Origin of the sequence: Mycobacterium sp. SMC-17, from assembly GCF_045310915.1 — a bacterium.
In the GTDB taxonomy this organism is placed as follows: domain Bacteria; phylum Actinomycetota; class Actinomycetes; order Mycobacteriales; family Mycobacteriaceae; genus Mycobacterium.
In genome coordinates this window covers 16,845-35,476 of record NZ_JBJIAK010000057.1, presented here as the reverse complement: position 1 = coordinate 35,476, position 18,632 = coordinate 16,845, and the positions used below count along the sequence as shown (strand labels likewise).

The following is an 18,632-nucleotide window of genomic DNA, read 5'->3' as shown; positions in this document are numbered from 1 at the left end:
ACTGGCAATCCAGGTGGTCCCATCACCCTGGCAAAAATCAGGTCACACTGGTCCCATCCTCATGGCAGGCGACACCCAATTTCATCGAACCCTACGAGATCGATACCGGTGATGCGCCCAAGGCAGCGGTCGCCGACATGCTCGACCTCCTCGGATTCACCCGTAACCGCAGCACGCACATCGTCACAGCTCTAACCGAAGTCGATGATCTGCTCAAGAGAACAGGTGGTACCCCCTGGGGCCGAATCGGCCTGGCGGCAGCAGGTTTGGCGCTGGTGGCCGCCGGGCCCATCGGCCTCATGGCTGCCGCTCCAGCCTCAGCATTCGGAGCAGCGGCAATCACTGGCGGACTCGCCGCCTTCGGTCCGGGCGGCATGGTTGGCGGTCTTGCCACGTTGGGGGCGCTGGCCGCCAGCGGCGCGGGTGTCGCAGGTGCAGCCCTGGGCGCATCCAGCGCCGAGACCTTGACGCTCAACGTCACTCAGCTCAGCCTGCGCGTTGCCACCGACTACGCACTCAAGCTTCTCGGACTGCCGACCAGCGATGAGCTTTGGGGCCAATTAGTGGCGATGGAAAACCAAATCGCGGCCGAGTTGAACCGGACACAGGTCTTCAGCGACCCGAAATCCGTTCGAATACAACAGCTTCGGGCCGCATTGGACGCGGTGACGAAGCTACTGGCATTCGTCACCGATAAAGGGCTCGGCGGCGCGAACGCCATTGAGGCGGCGCCTTAACCCGAGCACTAGTGGCGCGTCACGACCTCGGTGGCGCGATCGCCGCGGTGCACGAAGTACCCCAGCGTCACGATGACGAACCAGATGGCACCCACCAGAATCGCGGTCCGTCCGTCGTCGGTGAGGAACAGCAGCACGACCACCAGCGCCAGGAACCCGAGCGCCAGGAACGTCGTGACAGGCGCCCCGGGCAGTCGGTAATCCGATGCCGGCAACACGCCCTCGGCGACCCGCCGCCGATAGATCAGGTGCGACACCAGGATCGAGCCCCACACGAAGATGATGCCGATGGTCGACACCGAAGTGATGTACGCGAACGCCTTGTCCGGCGACAGGTAATTCACCAGGACACCGACGCCCATGGTCAGGACCGAGAAGCAGATGGCCAGCATCGGCACGTGCCGGCTGCTCAGCGCCTGCAGGCCGGCGGGTGCATCACCGCGCTGGGCCAGGCTGCGCACCATGCGGCCCGTCGAATAGATCCCCGAGTTGCACGACGACAGCGCCGCCGTCAGCAGGATGAAGTTCACGATGCCCGCGGCCGCCGGAATGTTGAGGTACTGGAACACCGCGACGAACGGGCTCTGCCCGGCGTGGTAATTCCGCCAGCCCTGCACCGACAGGATCACGATCAGCGCGCCGACGTAGAACAGGCCGATGCGGAAGGGCAGCGTGTTGATGGCCTTGCGCAGCGTCACCTTCGGGTTCTCGGCCTCACCCGCGGTGACACCGACCAGCTCCACACCGACGTAGGCGAACACCACGATCTGCAGGCTCAGCAACGCCGAGCTGAAGCCCGTCGGGAAGAAGCCGCCGTCGTTCCACAGGTTCGTCACGCTCGGACCGGTGGCCGGGCCGAATCCGGCGATCGGCAACAGGACCCCGATGCCGATGAGGATCATGCCGATGATCGCGGTGACCTTGATCATCGAGAACCAGAACTCGGCCTCACCGAAGATCTTCACCGAGATCAGGTTCGCCACGAACAGCACCAACAGGACGACCAATGCCGTCACCCACTGCGGGATGTCGTGCCCCCACGGCCAGTACTGCACGTACTTACCGGCGACGGTGATCTCGGCCATGCAGGTCGTCGCCCACACCGCCCAGTACGTCCAGCCGTTCGCGAACCCGGCGAACCGGCCCATGAACTCCTCGGCGTACTCCGAGATGCTGCCCGACACCGGGCGGTACACCAGCAACTCACCGAGCGCCCGCATGATGACGAACACCGCGAGACCGGCCAGCAGGTAGGCCAGGATCAGCGCCGGGCCGGCCTTCTCGATGGCCCCGCCCGCGCCGTAGAACAGGCCGGTGCCGATGGCCCCGCCGATCGCAATCATCTGCACAGTGCGCGCAGACAGGCCACGTTCATATCCGGCGTCGGGGGTCTCTGCTACCTCAGTGTTGGCGTCTTGCACCCGAAGGGTCTACCACAATTGACTGTGCGGACTAAACGTTCTCGCGGAGGAACGCGATGTCGTCTTTGCGTCCGTCCTCGGACGTCTCGCAGATGACCGGGGCGTCCGCGGCACGCACCACAGCAGCCAGCAACTGCGGGTCGATTTGCCCCATGCCGAAGTTGGCGTGCCGGTCGGCGCCCGAGCCGGCGGCATCACGGGAGTCGTTGCAGTGCACCAGATCAATGCGGCCCGTGATGGTCTTGATGCGCTCCACCGCGTCGACCAGCGCCTCCCCCGCCGCCCAGGCGTGGCACGTGTCCAGGCAGAACCCGATGCCCTTGTCCCCGATGCGGTCCCACAGCCGGGCGATGGTGTCGAAGTGCCGGGCCATGGCGTGATCGCCGCCCGCGGTGTTCTCCAGGTAGACGGGCACGTCGGTCGTGAGCGCGTCGAGCGCCTTCACCCACCGCTCGAAGCCGGCATCCATGTCGTTGTCGTCGGCGTGCCCGCCGTGCACGATCACGGCCGTCGCGCCGATCGCGCTCGCGGCGTCGCAGGTGTCCTGCAAAATCTTGCGCGACGGGATGCGCACCTTGTTGTTGGCTGACGCGACATTGATCAGGTACGGCGCGTGCACATAGAGAGGTACAGCGGACGCACGTAGCGCCTCGGCGTCCTCGCGGGGCGCGGGCTTCTTCCAGCTCTGCGGGTTGCCCAGGAAGAACTGCACCACATCGGCGCCGTCGGCAGCGGCCGCGGCCAGAGGATCGGTGTTGTCGACGTGCGAACCAATCAGCATGTGGCCCAGCCTACTTCGACTAGTGCGGCAGCTTGGCGACCATTGCGTTCAGGATCGTCGCATCTTCACCGCTGAGGCTCGGCGCGCAGACGACGTTGTCGAAGACGACGTTGTTCCTGGCGGCCAGGGTTCGTACGCACTGGTAGTTGCCCCCGATGGTGATGGGCAAGGTCAGCGTGTCGGCGGTGGCCTGCAGCGCGTTGTTGTGCTGGGCCGCGGTGCCATCGACCGTCTTGATCGTGACGTCCGAGTTGGCGCATTGCTGCCACACCGGCAGCTGGGCGGCGATCAGGGCACGCGCCGCGGCCGGATCCGGAAAGGTCACCGCACCCGGATAGACCTGGACCAGCGGCTGCTCCGTACTCATGTAATTCGGGTACAGCACACCGGTTGGACTGCTGCCGCCGAACATGACCTGCAGGCTGTTACTGGCGACGACACCGCACTGCGGCGGTGTGAACGTGATGCCCAGTCCAACACCCAGATGCCGCCACGTGGCGATCTTCACCAGCGACGGCGCCTTCGTGATGTTCCGGAGCTCCTCGATCGGCAGCATGACGCGCGGCAGGTCCGCGGGCAGCAGCGTGCCCGGGGCCTGCGCCGGAGCGGTAGCGGTGGCGGCCGGCGCGCTACCCGACGCCACCGGAGCAGCGACGGGACTGCCGTTGACGGACGAGTCGCACCCGGCCAGCAGAGCGGCCGTTGCGGTGATCGCAAAAAACATTGGTGCGCAGCGCTTTTCAGCGCGGGAGGGCATTGGGGCGGTCATGCCGGCACCTTCGCCGCGATCTGGCCCAGTGCCGCCTGCGTGCCCGCGCCTACCGCTGCGGGGTCTTTGCCGCACACCGTCAGGTCGATCACCACGTTGTTGCGTGACGTGATGCCCCGGCCGCAGGAAAAATCGGGCGGGGCGGTCCGGGTGTCGATCAGCGTGTGGAGATCACCGGTCGCGGCTGCGGTGCCGATGGTGAACGTCGAGGGTGCCGGCATGGTCTTCACCTGGACGGATTTGCCGGCGCACGCCTGCCACCCGGCCACCGTCGCGGCGACCATGTCGCGGGCATCCTGCACGGTCTCGTAGAGGATCGCCGACGTGATGACCGTGGCACTGTTCGATCCGTCGCCCGGCGCGTAGTCCTGGGTGCGGACCTTGACGACAGGGCTGTCCGAGTAGGGCTGGATCGCGGCGTCGGCGATGGCGCCCACACAGGACATGTCCGAGACGTAGTCGTCGGGCAGCAGGCTCAACGTGTCGTGGGACTCGGTGGCGCTGAGGTTCGGGATGTTGACGGCGGCACCGGCCTCTGCGGCACTGGGCAGCAATCCTGTCAGCTGTTCCATCTGCACCAACGGCCCGGCCGGCGGCGGTGGAGCCGACGACGTCGGCGGCGGCGGTGTCCCAGTGGTCGTCGGCGCGGCAGTCGATGAGCTGGATGATCCGGCCGGCGCTGGGCTGCCAGAGTCGGACTGGCAGCCGGCACTCGGCACGACGATGACGGCGGCGACCCCGCACGCCAAAATGACCCGTGTTCGCATGAACATTCCCCTCCCCCGGACTCATCCTGGCACAAGCCGTTCCGGGTTCGGCCCAGTTCCGTGACCCAAGAAAGGTGAACCCGCGCGGTCTGGATCTCGTGATCTGGGTATAGGAGGGATGATGAGCGTAATCGCAAGTGTCCGTAGCGAACTGCCGCCCCACCGCCACACGCAGGAGCAAATCACCGATGCGCTGCTGGAGCTTCCCGGCTACGCCGAGCACGCGGACGCGATCCGCAAACTGCATCGCAGCGCCAGGGTCGAAACCCGGCACACCGTCCTGCCGCTCGCGGACTATCCGGACCTGACGGACTTCGGCCACGCCAACGACGTCTTCATCGAACACGCCGTGGCCCTCGGCTGCGCCGCGATCCAAGGTGCCCTCGACGACGCCGGCCTGAAACCCGCCGACGTCGACATCATCTACACCACCACCGTCACCGGCGTGGCGGTGCCGACGCTCGACGCCCGGATCGCTGGTCTGATCGGCCTACGCCCCGATGTCCGGCGGGTGCCGCTGTTCGGGCTGGGCTGCGTCGCCGGCGCCGCCGGGGTCGCGCGGGTCAACGACTACCTGCGCGGTGCGCCCGACGACATCGCCGTCCTGCTGGCGGTGGAGCTGTGCTCGCTGATGCCCAAGGCCGAGCCGTCGATTGCGACCGTCGTCGGCTCCAGCCTGTTCGGTGACGGAGCCGGTGCCGTCGTCATGGTCGGAGACCGGCGTGCCGCGACCGTCGCCGCCCCTGGTCCGGAGGTGCTCGATTCCCGCAGCCACCTCTACCCCGACTCGGAACGGACGATGGGCTGGGACATCGACTCGGGTGGCTTCCACCTGGTGCTCTCCCCTGACGTACCCAAGGTCATCGAGACCTACCTCGGTGACGACGTCACCAATTTCCTTGCCGCACATGGCCTCGAGACCAGCGACATCACCACGTGGGTCAGCCATCCCGGCGGGCCCAAGGTGATCGAGGCGATCACCGCGACACTCGGCCTGCCCGACGACGCCCTCGAGCTGACGTGGCGGTCCCTTGCCGAGGTCGGCAACCTGTCGTCGGCCTCGGTGCTGCACGTCCTGCACGACACCATCGCCAAGCGTCCACCTCCGGGGAGTCTCGGGCTGATGATGGCGATGGGCCCGGGCTTCTGCTCCGAACTGGTCCTACTGCGGTGGCGCTGAACCCGTGGGCTGGTACCTGGCGCTGATCGCGGCCGTCGCCCTCGAACGGCTCGTCGAGCTCGTCGTGTCCAAGCGCAACCTGGCCTGGTCGCTGGCGCGCGGCGGCACCGAACACGGCTTCGGCCACTACCCGTTCATGGTGGTGCTGCACGTCGGACTGCTGGTGGGGTGCGTGCTCGAACCGCTGCTGCTCGACCGGCCGTTCCTCCCCGCGCTGGGCTGGCCGATGCTGGCGGTGGTCCTGGCGACGCAGGCCCTGCGGTGGTGGTGCATCGTCACGCTCGGGCCGCAGTGGAATACCCGCGTCATCGTCGTCCCGGGAGCCACGCGGGTGGTCGCGGGTCCGTACCGGTGGCTGTCGCATCCCAATTACGTGGCCGTGGTGATCGAGGGATTCGCGCTGCCCCTGGTGCACACCGCGTGGCTGACGGCGGCGCTGTTCACGGTGCTCAACGCGGTGCTCCTGCGCACGCGCCTGCGGGTCGAGAACGCCGCGCTGGCGAGTCTGTCGTGATCGACCTGCTCGTGATCGGCGGCGGTCCGGCGGGGCTCGCCACGTCGCTGTATGCGGCGCATGCCGGCCTGGAAGCGGTCGTCGTCGAGCGACGTACGGGCACGCTCGACAAGGCCTGCGGCGAGGGCCTGATGCCGCATTCCCTCGCCCAGCTCGACCGGCTGGGTGTGGAGGCGCCCGGCCGGACGCTGCGCGGAATCAGCTATCACGCGGGGGCGACACGGGTCGAGGCCGCGTTTCGGAACGGGGTCGGCCGCGGGATCCGCCGGACGACGCTGCACGCCGCGATGAGCAACGCGGCGCGCGCGGCCGGGGTGAAGATCGTCCAGGGTGCGGCCGGTGAGATCAGCCAGGACGCGACCGGCGTGCGGTGCGCCGGGCTGCGGGCCCGCTACCTGGTGGCGGCCGACGGCCTGCACTCGACGATCCGTCGCGACCTCGGGTTGGCGCGGCCCGCCGCGGGCCCGCGCCGCTGGGGTATCCGCCGGCATGTACAGCTGGCGCCGTGGACCGACAACGTCGAGGTGCACTGGAGCCGCGAGGCCGAGGCGTACGTGACGCCCGTGGCTGACGACTGCGTCGGTATCGCGATCCTGTCGGCCGGCCGCGGGGGTTTCGAGGCGAAATTCGCGGCGTTCGACGAGCTGCGGCAGCGCGTCGCGGGACATGACTTCGGGCCCGACCTGGCAGCCGGGCCGCTACGGCAGCAGGCGCGGACCCGGGTAGCGGGCCGGGTGCTGCTGGTCGGCGACGCTGCCGGCTACGTCGACGCATTGACCGGCGAGGGTCTGGGGTTGGCGTTCAGCGCCGCCGAGGCCTTGGTCGACTGCATCGTCCACGCCCGGGTCGAGGACTACGACCGCAGGTGGCGCACGTTGACCCGTCGCTACCGGCTGCTGACCGAGGTTCTGGTCCGAGCCGGGGCCGTCCCCGCCATCAGGTCCCGCATCGTCCCGGCCGCCGCAGCCTTGCCGCGCCAGTTCTCCGCGGCGGTGAACCTGCTGGCCAATTGATGCCGAGCAGGCGCACGGCAACAAAAAAGCCCCCGCCGAAGCGGGGGCTTTCTTGTGACCAGCTAGCGGTAGTCGCTGTAGCCGTAGTCATCCAGCGGCACGGCAGCACCAGTGGCCTGACCGAAGTCCGGGCTGTAGTACTGATCCTCGTACGACGGGATCGTGTACGCCGCAGCGCGGGCTTCCTCGGTCGGCTGGACCTGGATGTTGCGGTACCGGTTGATGCCCGTACCAGCCGGGATCAACTTACCGATGATCACGTTCTCCTTCAGACCCTGCAGCTTGTCGCTACGGCAGTTGATGGCCGCATCGGTCAGCACGCGCGTGGTCTCCTGGAACGACGCCGCCGACAGCCACGAGTCCGTGGCCAGCGATGCCTTCGTGATACCCATCAGCACCGGACGTCCGGCCGCGGGCTCGCCGCCCTCGGCCACGACGCGACGGTTCTCGGTCTCGAACTCGCTGCGCTCGGTCAGCGAACCGGGCAGGAACTCCGTCGAGCCCGAGTCGATGATCGTCACGCGACGCAGCATCTGGCGAACGATGACCTCGATGTGCTTGTCGTGGATCGACACACCCTGTGCGCGGTAGACCTCCTGGACCTCCTTGACGAGGTGAATCTGCACCTCGCGGGGGCCCTGGACGCGGAGCACCTCGTGGGGGTTCGCCGAACCCTCCATGAGCTGCTGGCCGACCTCGACGTGGTCACCATCGGCCAACAGGCGCTCGGTGCCGTCGTCGTGCTTGAAGACGCGCAGGCGGCGGTTACGACGCGGCAGCTTGTCGTAGACGACTTCCTCGCCACCATCGTCGGGAACGATGGTGATCTTGTAGAACTTGTCGTCCTCTTCCAGCTGCACCCGGCCGGCCACGTCGGCAATGGGAGCGACGTTGCGGGGCACGCGGGCCTCGAACAGCTCCTGCACGCGGGGCAGACCACCGACGATGTCGGCGCCACCGGTAACACCACCCTGGTGGAAGGTACGCATCGTCAGCTGGGTACCGGGCTCACCGATGGACTGGGCGGCGACGATGCCGACGGCCTCGCCGATGTCGACCAGCTTGCCGGTGGCCATCGAGCGGCCGTAGCACTTGGCGCAGACACCGGTGCCGGTGGCACAGGTCAGCACCGAACGCACCTTGACCGTCGAGATACCCGCGGCCAGGAGGGCCTCGATCGCCGGGTCGCCGAGATCGTGGCCGCGCTCGACGATGACGTTGCCGTTCGCGTCGACCGCATCGGTGGCCAGGGTCCGCGCGTAGGCGGACGTCTCGACGTGGGCGTCGCGGACCAGCGAACCGTCAGCCTGGACCTCGGCCAAGGTGACGATGACGCCGCGCTCCGTCTCACAGTCGGTCTCGCGGACGATGACGTCCTGCGACACGTCGACCAGACGACGGGTCAGGTAGCCCGAGTCGGCGGTACGCAGAGCGGTATCGGCCAGACCCTTACGAGCACCGTGGGTGTTGATGAAGTACTCCAACACCGTCAGGCCCTCGCGGAAGGACGACTTGATGGGCCGCGGGATGAACTCACCCTTCGGGTTCGTCACCAGACCCTTCATGCCGGCCAGGGTGCGGGTCTGCGTGAGGTTACCCGTGGCGCCCGACTTCACGATCGTGATGATCGGGTTGTCCGCCGGGTAGTAGTCCTCCAGCGCCTTACCGACCTCTTCCGTGGCCTGCTGCCAGATCTTGACCAGCGACTCGTTGCGCTCGTCGTGGTTCAGACCGCCGCGCTGGTACTTCTTCTCGATCGCGTCGGCCTGGCCCTCGTAGCGCTCCAGGATCTCCTGCTTCTGCGGCGGCACCAGAACGTCGGCCATGGAGACCGTCACGCCCGAGCGGGTGGCCCAGTGGAAGCCGGCGTCCTTCAGCTTGTCGACGGTCTGCGCCACGACGATCATCGGGTAGCGCTCGGCGAGATCGTTGATGATCGCCGCCTGGACCTTCTTGTGCATCTGCTTGTCGACGAACGGGTAGCCCTTCGGCAGCAGCTCGTTGAAGAGCACGCGGCCCAGGGTGGTCTCCGCGGTCCACGCGTCGCCCGGCTTCCAGCCGTTCTCGAACAGCTGGGCCTCGATCTCGGCCGGCGGGCGCAGGTGCGTCAACCGGACCTTGATCTTCGCGCGCACCGACAGCGCACCGCGGTCCATGGCCATGATGGCCTCGGCCGGGCTGCTGTAGACGCCCTGCTCGGCGCTGTCCTTGGTGGCCGCCACGAATTCGCCGGTGTCACCGTCGATCTGGGTGGTCAGGAAGAACAGACCGGTCACCATGTCCAGACGCGGCATGGCGAGCGGACGGCCCGAGGCCGGCGACAGGATGTTGTTCGACGACAGCATCAGGATGCGCGCCTCAGCCTGCGCCTCCGCGGACAGCGGGAGGTGCACGGCCATCTGGTCACCGTCGAAGTCGGCGTTGAACGCCTCACACACCAGCGGGTGCAGCTGGATGGCCTTGCCTTCCACCAGCTGCGGCTCGAAGGCCTGGATACCCAGGCGGTGCAGCGTAGGTGCACGGTTCAGCAGCACCGGGTGCTCGGCGATGACCTCTTCGAGGACATCCCACACCTGGGGACGCTGACGCTCGACCATGCGCTTGGCGCTCTTGATGTTCTGCGCGTGGTTCAGGTCGACCAGACGCTTCATCACGAACGGCTTGAACAGCTCGAGGGCCATGAGCTTCGGCAGACCACACTGGTGCAGCTTGAGCTGCGGGCCGACCACGATGACCGAACGGCCCGAGTAGTCGACGCGCTTACCCAGCAGGTTCTGACGGAAGCGGCCCTGCTTGCCCTTGAGCAGGTCGGACAGCGACTTGAGCGGACGGTTGCCCGGACCGGTGACCGGCCGGCCACGACGGCCGTTGTCGAACAGCGCGTCCACAGACTCCTGCAGCATGCGCTTTTCGTTGTTGACGATGATCTCGGGCGCACCGAGGTCGATCAGTCGCTTCAACCGGTTGTTGCGGTTGATGACGCGGCGGTAGAGGTCGTTCAGGTCGGAGGTCGCGAAGCGGCCACCGTCCAGCTGAACCATCGGGCGCAGCTCCGGCGGGATCACCGGAACGGCGTCGAGCACCATGCCCATGGGCGAGTTGCCGGACTGCTGGAACGCGGCGACGACCTTCAGACGCTTGAGGGCGCGCAGCTTCTTCTGGCCCTTGCCGTTCTTGATGGTGTCGCGCAGCGACTCGGCCTCGGCGTCGATGTCGAAGGTCTCGATGAGCTTCTTGATCGACTCGGCACCCATGGCACCGGTGAAGTACTCGCCGTAGCGGTCCTGCAGCTCGCGGTACAGCACCTCGTCCACGATGAGCTGCTTCGGGGCCAGCTTGGTGAAGGTGGTCCAGATTTCGTCGAGCCGGTCCAGCTCACGCTGGGCCCGGTCGCGGAGCTGACGCATCTCGCGCTCGCCACCGTCGCGCACCTTGCGGCGGACGTCGGACTTGGCGCCTTCCTTCTCCAGCTCGGCCAGGTCCTGCTCGAGCTTCTGCGCGCGCTCGGCGAGATCGAGGTCCCGTTGATCTTCAACGGCCTTCTTCTCGACGACCATCTCGGCCTCGAGCGTCGACAGCTCGTTGTGCCGCATCTCGGTGTCGACCGAGGTGATGACGTAGGCCGCGAAGTAGATGATCTTTTCCAGATCCTTCGGGGCCAGGTCCAGCAGGTAGCCCAAGCGCGACGGAACGCCCTTGAAGTACCAGATGTGGGTGACCGGCGCGGCCAGCTCGATGTGGCCCATGCGCTCACGACGCACCTTGGCACGAGTCACCTCGACGCCACAGCGCTCGCAGACGATGCCCTTGAAGCGGACGCGCTTGTACTTACCGCAGTAGCACTCCCAGTCGCGAGTAGGTCCGAAGATCTTCTCGCAGAACAGGCCGTCCTTTTCCGGCTTGAGCGTGCGGTAGTTGATGGTCTCCGGCTTCTTGACCTCGCCGTACGACCAATTACGGATGTCTTCCGCGGTGGCCAGGCCGATGCGGAGTTCATCGAAGAAGTTGACGTCTAGCACGTAACTCCCTTTCCCCTTGCGGGTGTATGAATCAGAAAAAGCTGACTACGGGCGGACGGTTTAGGCGAGGTCCTCGACGGACGCGGACTCGTTGCGCGACAGGTTGATACCCAGGTTCGCGGCGGTGCGCTCCAGGTCCTCGTCGTCGCTGTCGCGCATCTCGATCGCGGCACCGTCCGAAGACAGCACCTCGACGTTGAGGCACAGCGACTGGAGTTCCTTGAGCAGAACCTTGAACGACTCCGGGATACCCGGCTCGGGGATGTTCTCGCCCTTGACGATCGCCTCGTAGACCTTCACGCGACCGACGGTGTCGTCGGACTTGATGGTCAGCAGCTCCTGCAGCGTGTACGCCGCACCGTAGGCCTGCATGGCCCAGCACTCCATCTCACCGAACCGCTGGCCACCGAACTGCGCCTTACCACCGAGCGGCTGCTGGGTGATCATCGAGTACGGACCGGTCGAACGCGCGTGAATCTTGTCGTCCACCAGGTGGTGCAGCTTCAGGATGTACATGTAGCCGACCGTGACCGGGTACGGGAACGGCTCGCCGGAACGACCGTCGAACAGCGTGGCCTTGCCGTCGGCGTTGACCATGACGTCGCCGTCGCGGTTCGGCAGCGTCGAGCCCAGCAGGCCCTGCAGCTCGTTCTCGCGGGCACCGTCGAACACCGGGGTGGCGACGATGCTGTCGCGCGGCGCGCTGTGCATGCCCTCGGGCAGGTTCGCCGCCCACTCGGGCTCGCCCTCGATGTTCCAGCCGGCCTTGGCGACCCACCCGAGGTGGGTTTCCAGGATCTGGCCGATGTTCATACGACGCGGCACACCGTGCGTGTTCAGGATGATGTCCACCGGGGTGCCGTCAGGCATGAACGGCATGTCCTCGATCGGCAGGATCTTGCCGATGACGCCCTTGTTGCCGTGGCGGCCGGCGAGCTTGTCACCGTCGGAGATCTTGCGCTTCTGGGCCACGTAGACGCGGACCAGCTCGTTGACACCGGCGGGCAGATCGTCGTCGTCCTCGCGCGAGAACACGCGGACGCCGATGACCTTGCCGGACTCACCGTGCGGCACCTTCAGCGAGGTGTCGCGGACCTCACGGGCCTTCTCACCGAAGATGGCACGCAGCAGGCGCTCTTCCGGCGTCAGCTCGGTCTCACCCTTCGGGGTGACCTTGCCGACCAGGATGTCGCCGTCGCGGACCTCGGCGCCGATGCGGACGATGCCGCGCTCGTCGAGGTCAGCCAGCACCTCATCGGAGACGTTCGGGATGTCCCGGGTGATCTCCTCGGCGCCCAGCTTGGTGTCGCGGGCATCGATCTCGTGCTCCTCGATGTGGATCGAGGTGAGCACGTCCTGCTCCACGAGCCGCTGGCTCAGGATGATGGCGTCCTCGTAGTTGTGGCCTTCCCACGGCATGACTGCCACGAGCAGGTTCTTACCGAGGGCCATTTCACCGTTCTCGGTGCAGGGGCCGTCGGCGATGACCTGGCCGGCCTCGACACGCTGACCCGAGTCCACGATCGGGCGCTGGTTGGCGCACGTGCCGTGGTTAGAGCGGTTGAACTTGCGCATCCGGTAGGTGTGCCGCGAGCCGTCGTCAGCCATGACGGTGACGTAGTCGGCGGACACCTCTTCGATGACACCCGACTTGTCGGCGACGACGACGTCACCGGCGTCGATGGCGGCACGCAGCTCCATGCCGGTACCGACCAGCGGGGCCTCGCTGCGCACCAGCGGAACCGCCTGACGCTGCATGTTCGCACCCATCAGGGCGCGGTTGGCGTCGTCGTGCTCCAGGAACGGGATCATCGCGGTCGCGACCGACACCATCTGGCGCGGCGAGACGTCCATGTAGTCGACGTCGTTCGCCGAGACGAACTCGACCTCGCCGCCCTTACGACGGACGAGGATCTTCTCCTCGGTGAAGTGACCGTTCGCGTCCAGCGGCGAGTTGGCCTGCGCCACGACGTGGCGGTCCTCCTCGTCGGCGGTCAGGTAGTCGATCTGATCGGTGACGATGCCGTCGACGACCTTGCGGTACGGGGTCTCGATGAAGCCGAACGGGTTCACCCGCGCGTACACCGACAGCGAGCCGATCAGACCGATGTTCGGGCCTTCAGGGGTCTCGATCGGGCACATGCGGCCGTAGTGCGACGAGTGGACGTCGCGGACCTCGAGGCCGGCGCGCTCACGGGACAGACCACCGGGGCCCAGCGCCGACAGACGACGCTTGTGGGTCAGACCCGACAGCGGGTTGTTCTGGTCCATGAACTGCGACAGCTGCGACGTGCCGAAGAACTCCTTGATCGCCGCCACGACGGGACGGATGTTGATCAGGGTCTGCGGGGTGATCGCCTCGACGTCCTGCGTGGTCATGCGCTCGCGGACGACGCGCTCCATACGCGACAGGCCGACCCGGATCTGGTTCTGGATCAGCTCGCCCACGGTGCGCAGACGACGGTTGCCGAAGTGGTCGATGTCGTCGACCTCGACGGGGACCTCGACGCCGCCGGGGGCGGTCATGGTCTTGTCACCGTCGTGCAGGCGCACCAGGTACTCGATGGTGGCGACGATGTCCTCTTCGGTCAGCGTCGTCGCGGTCACCTGGGCCGGGTTGCCGTCGTGCAGGCCCAGCTTCTTGTTGACCTTGTACCGGCCCACGCGGGCCAGGTCGTAACGCTTCTCCTTGAAGAACAGGTTCTCCAGCAGGGTCTGCGCCGACTCCTTGGTCGGCGGCTCGCCCGGGCGCAGCTTCCGGTAGATGTCCAGCAGCGCCTCGTCGGGACCGGCGGTCGGGTCCTTCTCGAGGGTGCCCATCATGATCTCGGAGAAGCCGAAGCGCTCACGGATCTGCTCGTTGGTCCAGCCGAGTGCCTTCAGCAGCACGGTGACGGGCTGGCGGCGCTTGCGGTCGATGCGGACACCGACGGTGTCGCGCTTGTCGACGTCGAACTCCAGCCAGGCGCCACGGCCCGGGATGACCTTGACGCTGTGCAGGGTCTTCTCGGTGGCCTTGTCGATGGACTCGTCGAAGTACACACCGGGCGAACGGACGAGCTGCGACACGACGACGCGCTCGGTGCCGTTGATGATGAAGGTGCCCTTTTCGGTCATCATCGGGAAGTCACCCATGAAGACCGTCTGGCTCTTGATCTCGCCGGTGGTGTTGTTGATGAACTCAGCCGTGACGAACAGCGGGGCCGCGTACGTCTGGTCCTTTTCCTTGCACTCGTCGACCGGAGCCTTGACCTCGTCGAAGCGCGGGTCGGAGAAGCTCAGCGACAGGGTGCCGGCGAAGTCCTCGATCGGCGACAGCTCGGCGAGGACCTCTTCGAGGCCACCGACCGGATTGATGTCACCGCGGTCGACTGCCTTCGAGCGCCAGCGGTCCGAGCCGATCAGCCACTCGAAGGAATCCGTCTGCACATCGAGCAGGCCCGGAACCTCAAGTGGTTCGCGCAGCTTGGCGAACGAGACTCGGTTCGGCGCTCCTGGGACGGAGTTGTTGGAATCTACTGACTTGCTCTCGCGAGAGACTGCCAAGATGCGTCCTTCCAGCACCTGATGCGACCATTCCGGTGCCGGTCGAAACCGGTCCGAATTGCCGCTCTATCTGCGTCGGTCCGGCTGGCGTTCTCACAGTCCGGGCCTTACAGGACACAGGGCACGCGTCTAGATCACTGAGCAAGACTCAGGCTAGAAGGTGTCAGGTGCGGGTGAGGTGGGCAGGATGCAGCCAGCGCAACGTCCAACATTAGCGTAGGACGGCGCATTCCTCAACCACGGCATGTTTGGAGAGAGTTCTAACGGATAACGCTGGCTGGCGTCTGAACCCATCAACACAACTCTCGAATACATGCTGCCCAACAGATTGGCCCGTTTGCGGGCGTCAGTCAAGACTTGCCACGGTGTTTGGTGTGGAGTTTTGCCGGCAGCTGGCGAACCGGGGCGCTCTCATCGTGACGCAGCGGGCGCCGAGGCGCCACCCGCACGCCGTTCCCGACGGACGCGCCGTGACCAAGATCACCGGCCGTCCGCCCTCTCGCAACGCCTCAGCCGTGCCCGCAGCGCCCGCCCGCCGACACAAATCGCGCCCGGGCTGGTTCAGCCCGGGCGCGATTTTCGGCGTTCTGCGGATCAGGCCCGCGGAATCTGAGCGGTCACCGGGTCGTCGTTGGCGCCACTCTTGTTGAGGTCCTCGAGGATGGCGGCCTGCGCGGCGGGCGGCAGGGTGTGCAGGATCGAGCGCACCCGGGCCTGACGACGGGCGACGGCCTGGCGGACCGGCATACCCGGGGTGACGGCGATCTGCGGCGGCACGCCCTCGATCTCCTCGACACCACCGTCGGAGTGACCGGCATCGATCGCGGCCTGCTCGGCAGCGGCGGTGGCGGCGTCCTTCTCCTCGGACATACCGATCGGGCCGATACGACGACCGTTGAGGAACTGCTTGACCGCGGGCTCCTCACTGGTCAGCAGCACCTCGCGGGGGCCGAACATGACCAGGTGCTTGCGGTAGAGCATGCCGATGTTGTCCGGCACCGTACGCACGATGTTGATGTTGTGGGTAACGATCAGGACCGTGGCGTCGATCTGGGCGTTGATGTCGATCAGCAGCTGCGACAGGTAGGCGGTACGGACCGGGTCCAGACCGGAGTCCGGCTCGTCGACCAGGATGATCTTGGGGTCGAGCACCAGGGCGCGGGCCAGGCCGGCACGCTTGCGCATACCACCGGAGATTTCGCCCGGGAACTTGTGACCGTCGTTGGGCATACCCACGACGTCCAGCTTCTCCATGACGATCTTGCGGATCTCGGACTCGGACTTCTTGGTGTGCTCGCGCAGCGGGAAGGCCGTGTTGTCGTAGATGTTCATCGAGCCGAACAGCGCGCCGTCCTGGAACAGCACACCGAACAGGGTGCGGATCTCGTAGAGCTCCTTGGCCGAGCACTCGATGATGTTGGTGCCGTCGATGACGATCGAGCCGCGCTCGGGGCGCAGCAGGCCGATCAGGGACTTCAGGAACACCGACTTACCGGTACCGGACGGGCCCAGCATGACGCTGACCTCACCGGCGGGAATGGTCAAGGTGACGTCTTCCCAAATCTTCGACGACCCAAAGGACTTGCTCAGTCCCGTTACGTCGATTTGAACGCCCACGTGAGATCCCTTCCGCCAGCGCTCGCGCGCCATTTGCTGCCCTGCCTGTGGCTTGAGTCACTGTAGCGCATCGATCGCGGCCTGTTGCACCTTGTTCCAACTATCGGACGGCCCGCCACAAAGTCACCCTGATGGGCGCGGAGCCAACTACTGCATCGTCCCCCGGATGGTCCGAAATGCCCCGATTTATATCCCCTGAAAAGCGAAATCCCCCGGAGTCCGCGAGGGACTCCGGGGGAAAACGTCAGTTCTGGCGAACTTACTTGACGGACACCGAAGCGCCGGCGGCCTCGAGCTTGGCCTTGGCGTCCTCGGCGGCCTCCTTCGAGACCTTCTCCAGCAGCGGCTTGGGGGCGCCGTCGACCAGGTCCTTGGCTTCCTTCAGGCCCAGGCCGGAAACGATCTCGCGGACGACCTTGATGACGCCGATCTTCTTGTCGCCGGCACCCTCGAGGATGACGTCGAACTCGGACTGCTCTTCGCCGGCCTCAGCGGCAGCGCCACCGGCGGCGGGGGCGGCGGCAACGGCGACCGGAGCGGCGGCGGTGACGTCGAAGGTCTCCTCGAACTGCTTCACGAACTCCGAGAGCTCCAGCAGGGTCATTTCCTTGAACGCGTCGAGCAGTTCTTCGGTGGACAGCTTGGCCATGTGAATGGTCCTTCCTTGTTTCTGTGTTTTGTTGGTCTAGTGCGCGGTTGGACAGCCGGCACTGAGGCTTCTAGGAAGCCTTCTTGTCCTGCAGAGCGGCCGCCAGGCGGGCGATCTGAGACGCGGGCGCGGCGAACAGCGCGGCGGTCTGAGACTGCTTTGCCTTCATGGCGCCGGCCAGCTTGGACAGCAGCACTTCGCGCGACTCGAGGTCGGCGATCTTCTCGACCTGGGCCACGGACAGCGCAGCGCCGTCCATGTAGCCGCCCTTGATGACGAGCTGCTTGTGATCCTTCGCGAACTTCTTGATTGCCTTCGCGGCATCGACCGGCTCGCCGGTGATGAACGCGATGGCGGTCGGACCTGCGAACAGGTCGTCGAGGCCCTCGACTCCGGCCTCCGAAGCGGCGCGCTTGACCAGGGTGTTCTTGGCGACCGTGTAGGTCGTCGCGGCACCGAGGGAACGACGCAGCTCGGCGAGATCGGCAACCGTCAGACCGCGGTACTCGGTCACGACAGTGGCCGTCGAGGCCTTGAACTGTTCGGCAATGTCAGCGACCGCAGTGGCTTTGTCAGCCTTGGCCATACATGCCTCCTTGTGGTGTATTCATCGGCCCACTGGAGACTGCCGGGGATTCGGCTTCGAATCGAGGTCAGAAACGCAGAGCGCCCCGACACAGAAAGGTCGGGGCGCGCAGAATCAAAACTCTGAAAACCTCGTCCTCCTGCGTGGGCCGCCAGGCGTTGCCTGGACCTTCAACCAATTACTTGGTGACCGACGGTCTTCGGTGGAACTGCACAAGAGTAGCCGATCGCCTGCCGATCAGCCAAAACGGCGGTGCCGCGGGCTCAACGGTCTAGGGCTGCCCGCGGCGTACCGCATCCGGTGCCGGCAGCCGCCACTGCCGGCCCTGCTCGAGGTCGAAGCTCATGGGTTCGTAGCGCAGCATGCCCGAGCCCGGGTACGGGGTGTACTCGCCGAACCACACGTCGCCGTCCACGGCGTAGAGGTCGACGCGGATGAAATCCCAGTCGGCGCCGAGGACGCTCGCGATCTCCAGCATCTTGTCCAGTTCGACGGGTCGTTCCTCGGGGGCGACCGGGTGAATACGCCACCGCACGGGCAGCTGACGCCAGTCGGCGTCCAGAAAGGTGGTGGTCTGCTTCTCCGCGAACCGGCCCCGGTTCACCTGGATCAGCTCGACGCGGCCGTCGAAGACGAAGAACTTGTAGTCGACGGGCGCTTCGCCGTCCGGAGTCGGGATGCGTTCCTCGAGCAGCAACAGGGGGCGCGCTTTGCTGTAGCCCCACTCGCCGAGCTCCATGGGCGTTTCCTGGAACCAGCTCCTGGTCTGGTCCCGCAGGCGGGCCAGATCCAGCTGCGGGTCGGGGCCGAACAGCGCCTGGCCACTGCTGGCATTGGGCTTGAGCACCCAGGGCGGCAGCGACGCCAGGTCCGGTGCGTCGCGCAGATCGGTACCGGACCAGTACGTGGCGGGAATCCGGAGATCGGCGCCGGGATACGCCGCGCGCGCCATCTCCTTCATCCACATCTTGTCGCAGGCCCTGACGATCCGGTCCCGCCGATCGTGGAAGATGCGCCAGTTCACCTTCTCGTT

The 18,632-nt window shown here is 66.3% G+C and carries 12 protein-coding genes and 2 pseudogenes; 4 read left to right on the top strand and 10 right to left on the bottom strand.

The features are described from left to right. Window positions 1–737, top strand: a pseudogene (locus ACJH7A_RS26130) (hypothetical protein); the annotation flags it as partial. Between the two features lie 8 nt (window positions 738–745). On the opposite strand, the gene ACJH7A_RS26125 reads toward ACJH7A_RS26130, so the two are convergent. From ACJH7A_RS26125 to ACJH7A_RS26110, 4 genes are read right to left on the bottom strand one after another with little or no spacing between them, the layout of a single operon-like run. Further along, a complete protein-coding gene (locus ACJH7A_RS26125; RefSeq protein WP_073697034.1) occupies window positions 746–2,158 on the bottom strand; it encodes an amino acid permease in 1,413 nt (470 codons plus the stop codon). A 31-nt stretch (window positions 2,159–2,189) separates the two neighbouring features. Next, window positions 2,190–2,939 carry a deoxyribonuclease IV gene (locus tag ACJH7A_RS26120; protein ID WP_406802957.1) on the bottom strand — a complete coding sequence of 250 codons (750 nt, stop codon included), beginning with the start codon at window positions 2,937–2,939 and terminating at the stop codon, window positions 2,190–2,192. A 19-nt stretch (window positions 2,940–2,958) separates the two neighbouring features. Further along, a complete protein-coding gene (locus ACJH7A_RS26115) occupies window positions 2,959–3,708 on the bottom strand; it encodes a sensor domain-containing protein (protein WP_406802956.1) in 750 nt (249 codons plus the stop codon). Continuing rightward, the gene (locus ACJH7A_RS26110) at window positions 3,705–4,475 is read right to left on the bottom strand and encodes a sensor domain-containing protein (RefSeq protein ID WP_168176076.1); all 771 of its coding nucleotides are present in this window, start codon (window positions 4,473–4,475) and stop codon (window positions 3,705–3,707) included. Before ACJH7A_RS26110 ends, ACJH7A_RS26115 begins: the two co-directional genes overlap by 4 nt. A gap of 121 nt (window positions 4,476–4,596) precedes the next feature. On the opposite strand from ACJH7A_RS26110, the gene ACJH7A_RS26105 reads away from it, so the two are divergent. The 3 genes from ACJH7A_RS26105 to ACJH7A_RS26095 are packed head-to-tail and all read left to right on the top strand — an operon-like array spanning window position 4,597 to window position 7,182. Next, window positions 4,597–5,655 (top strand): type III polyketide synthase, encoded by a 1,059-nt coding sequence (locus ACJH7A_RS26105; RefSeq protein ID WP_406802955.1) that lies wholly within the window; start codon window positions 4,597–4,599, stop codon window positions 5,653–5,655. Window positions 5,656–5,659: 4 nt separating this feature from the next. Beyond that, window positions 5,660–6,169, top strand: coding sequence for an isoprenylcysteine carboxyl methyltransferase family protein (locus ACJH7A_RS26100; RefSeq protein ID WP_073697038.1), 510 nt, complete (start codon window positions 5,660–5,662; stop codon window positions 6,167–6,169). Continuing rightward, window positions 6,166–7,182 (top strand): NAD(P)/FAD-dependent oxidoreductase, encoded by a 1,017-nt coding sequence (locus ACJH7A_RS26095; RefSeq protein ID WP_073697039.1) that lies wholly within the window; start codon window positions 6,166–6,168, stop codon window positions 7,180–7,182. Before ACJH7A_RS26100 ends, ACJH7A_RS26095 begins: the two co-directional genes overlap by 4 nt. A 62-nt stretch (window positions 7,183–7,244) precedes the next feature. Here the strand turns inward: ACJH7A_RS26095 and ACJH7A_RS26090 are convergent, their stop codons facing one another. From ACJH7A_RS26090 to ACJH7A_RS26065, 6 genes and pseudogenes are all read right to left on the bottom strand, one after another. Further along, the gene (locus ACJH7A_RS26090) at window positions 7,245–11,201 is read right to left on the bottom strand and encodes a DNA-directed RNA polymerase subunit beta' (protein ID WP_406802953.1); all 3,957 of its coding nucleotides are present in this window, start codon (window positions 11,199–11,201) and stop codon (window positions 7,245–7,247) included. 60 nt (window positions 11,202–11,261) lie between these two features. Continuing rightward, window positions 11,262–14,747, bottom strand: coding sequence for a DNA-directed RNA polymerase subunit beta (locus ACJH7A_RS26085; RefSeq protein ID WP_406802952.1), 3,486 nt, complete (start codon window positions 14,745–14,747; stop codon window positions 11,262–11,264). A 594-nt stretch (window positions 14,748–15,341) separates the two neighbouring features. Further along, window positions 15,342–16,364 (bottom strand): ABC transporter ATP-binding protein, encoded by a 1,023-nt coding sequence (locus ACJH7A_RS26080; protein WP_212806940.1) that lies wholly within the window; start codon window positions 16,362–16,364, stop codon window positions 15,342–15,344. A gap of 259 nt (window positions 16,365–16,623) precedes the next feature. Further along, complete coding sequence (gene rplL, locus ACJH7A_RS26075) at window positions 16,624–17,013, bottom strand: 50S ribosomal protein L7/L12 (protein ID WP_212806941.1); 390 nt, start codon at window positions 17,011–17,013, stop codon at window positions 16,624–16,626. A 70-nt stretch (window positions 17,014–17,083) separates the two neighbouring features. Continuing rightward, the gene (gene rplJ / locus ACJH7A_RS26070; protein WP_212806942.1) at window positions 17,084–17,599 is read right to left on the bottom strand and encodes a 50S ribosomal protein L10; all 516 of its coding nucleotides are present in this window, start codon (window positions 17,597–17,599) and stop codon (window positions 17,084–17,086) included. A 271-nt stretch (window positions 17,600–17,870) separates the two neighbouring features. Next, window positions 17,871–18,617: pseudogene (locus ACJH7A_RS26065) on the bottom strand (ATP-grasp fold amidoligase family protein); the annotation flags it as partial. Between the last annotated feature and the right edge of the window lie 15 nt (window positions 18,618–18,632).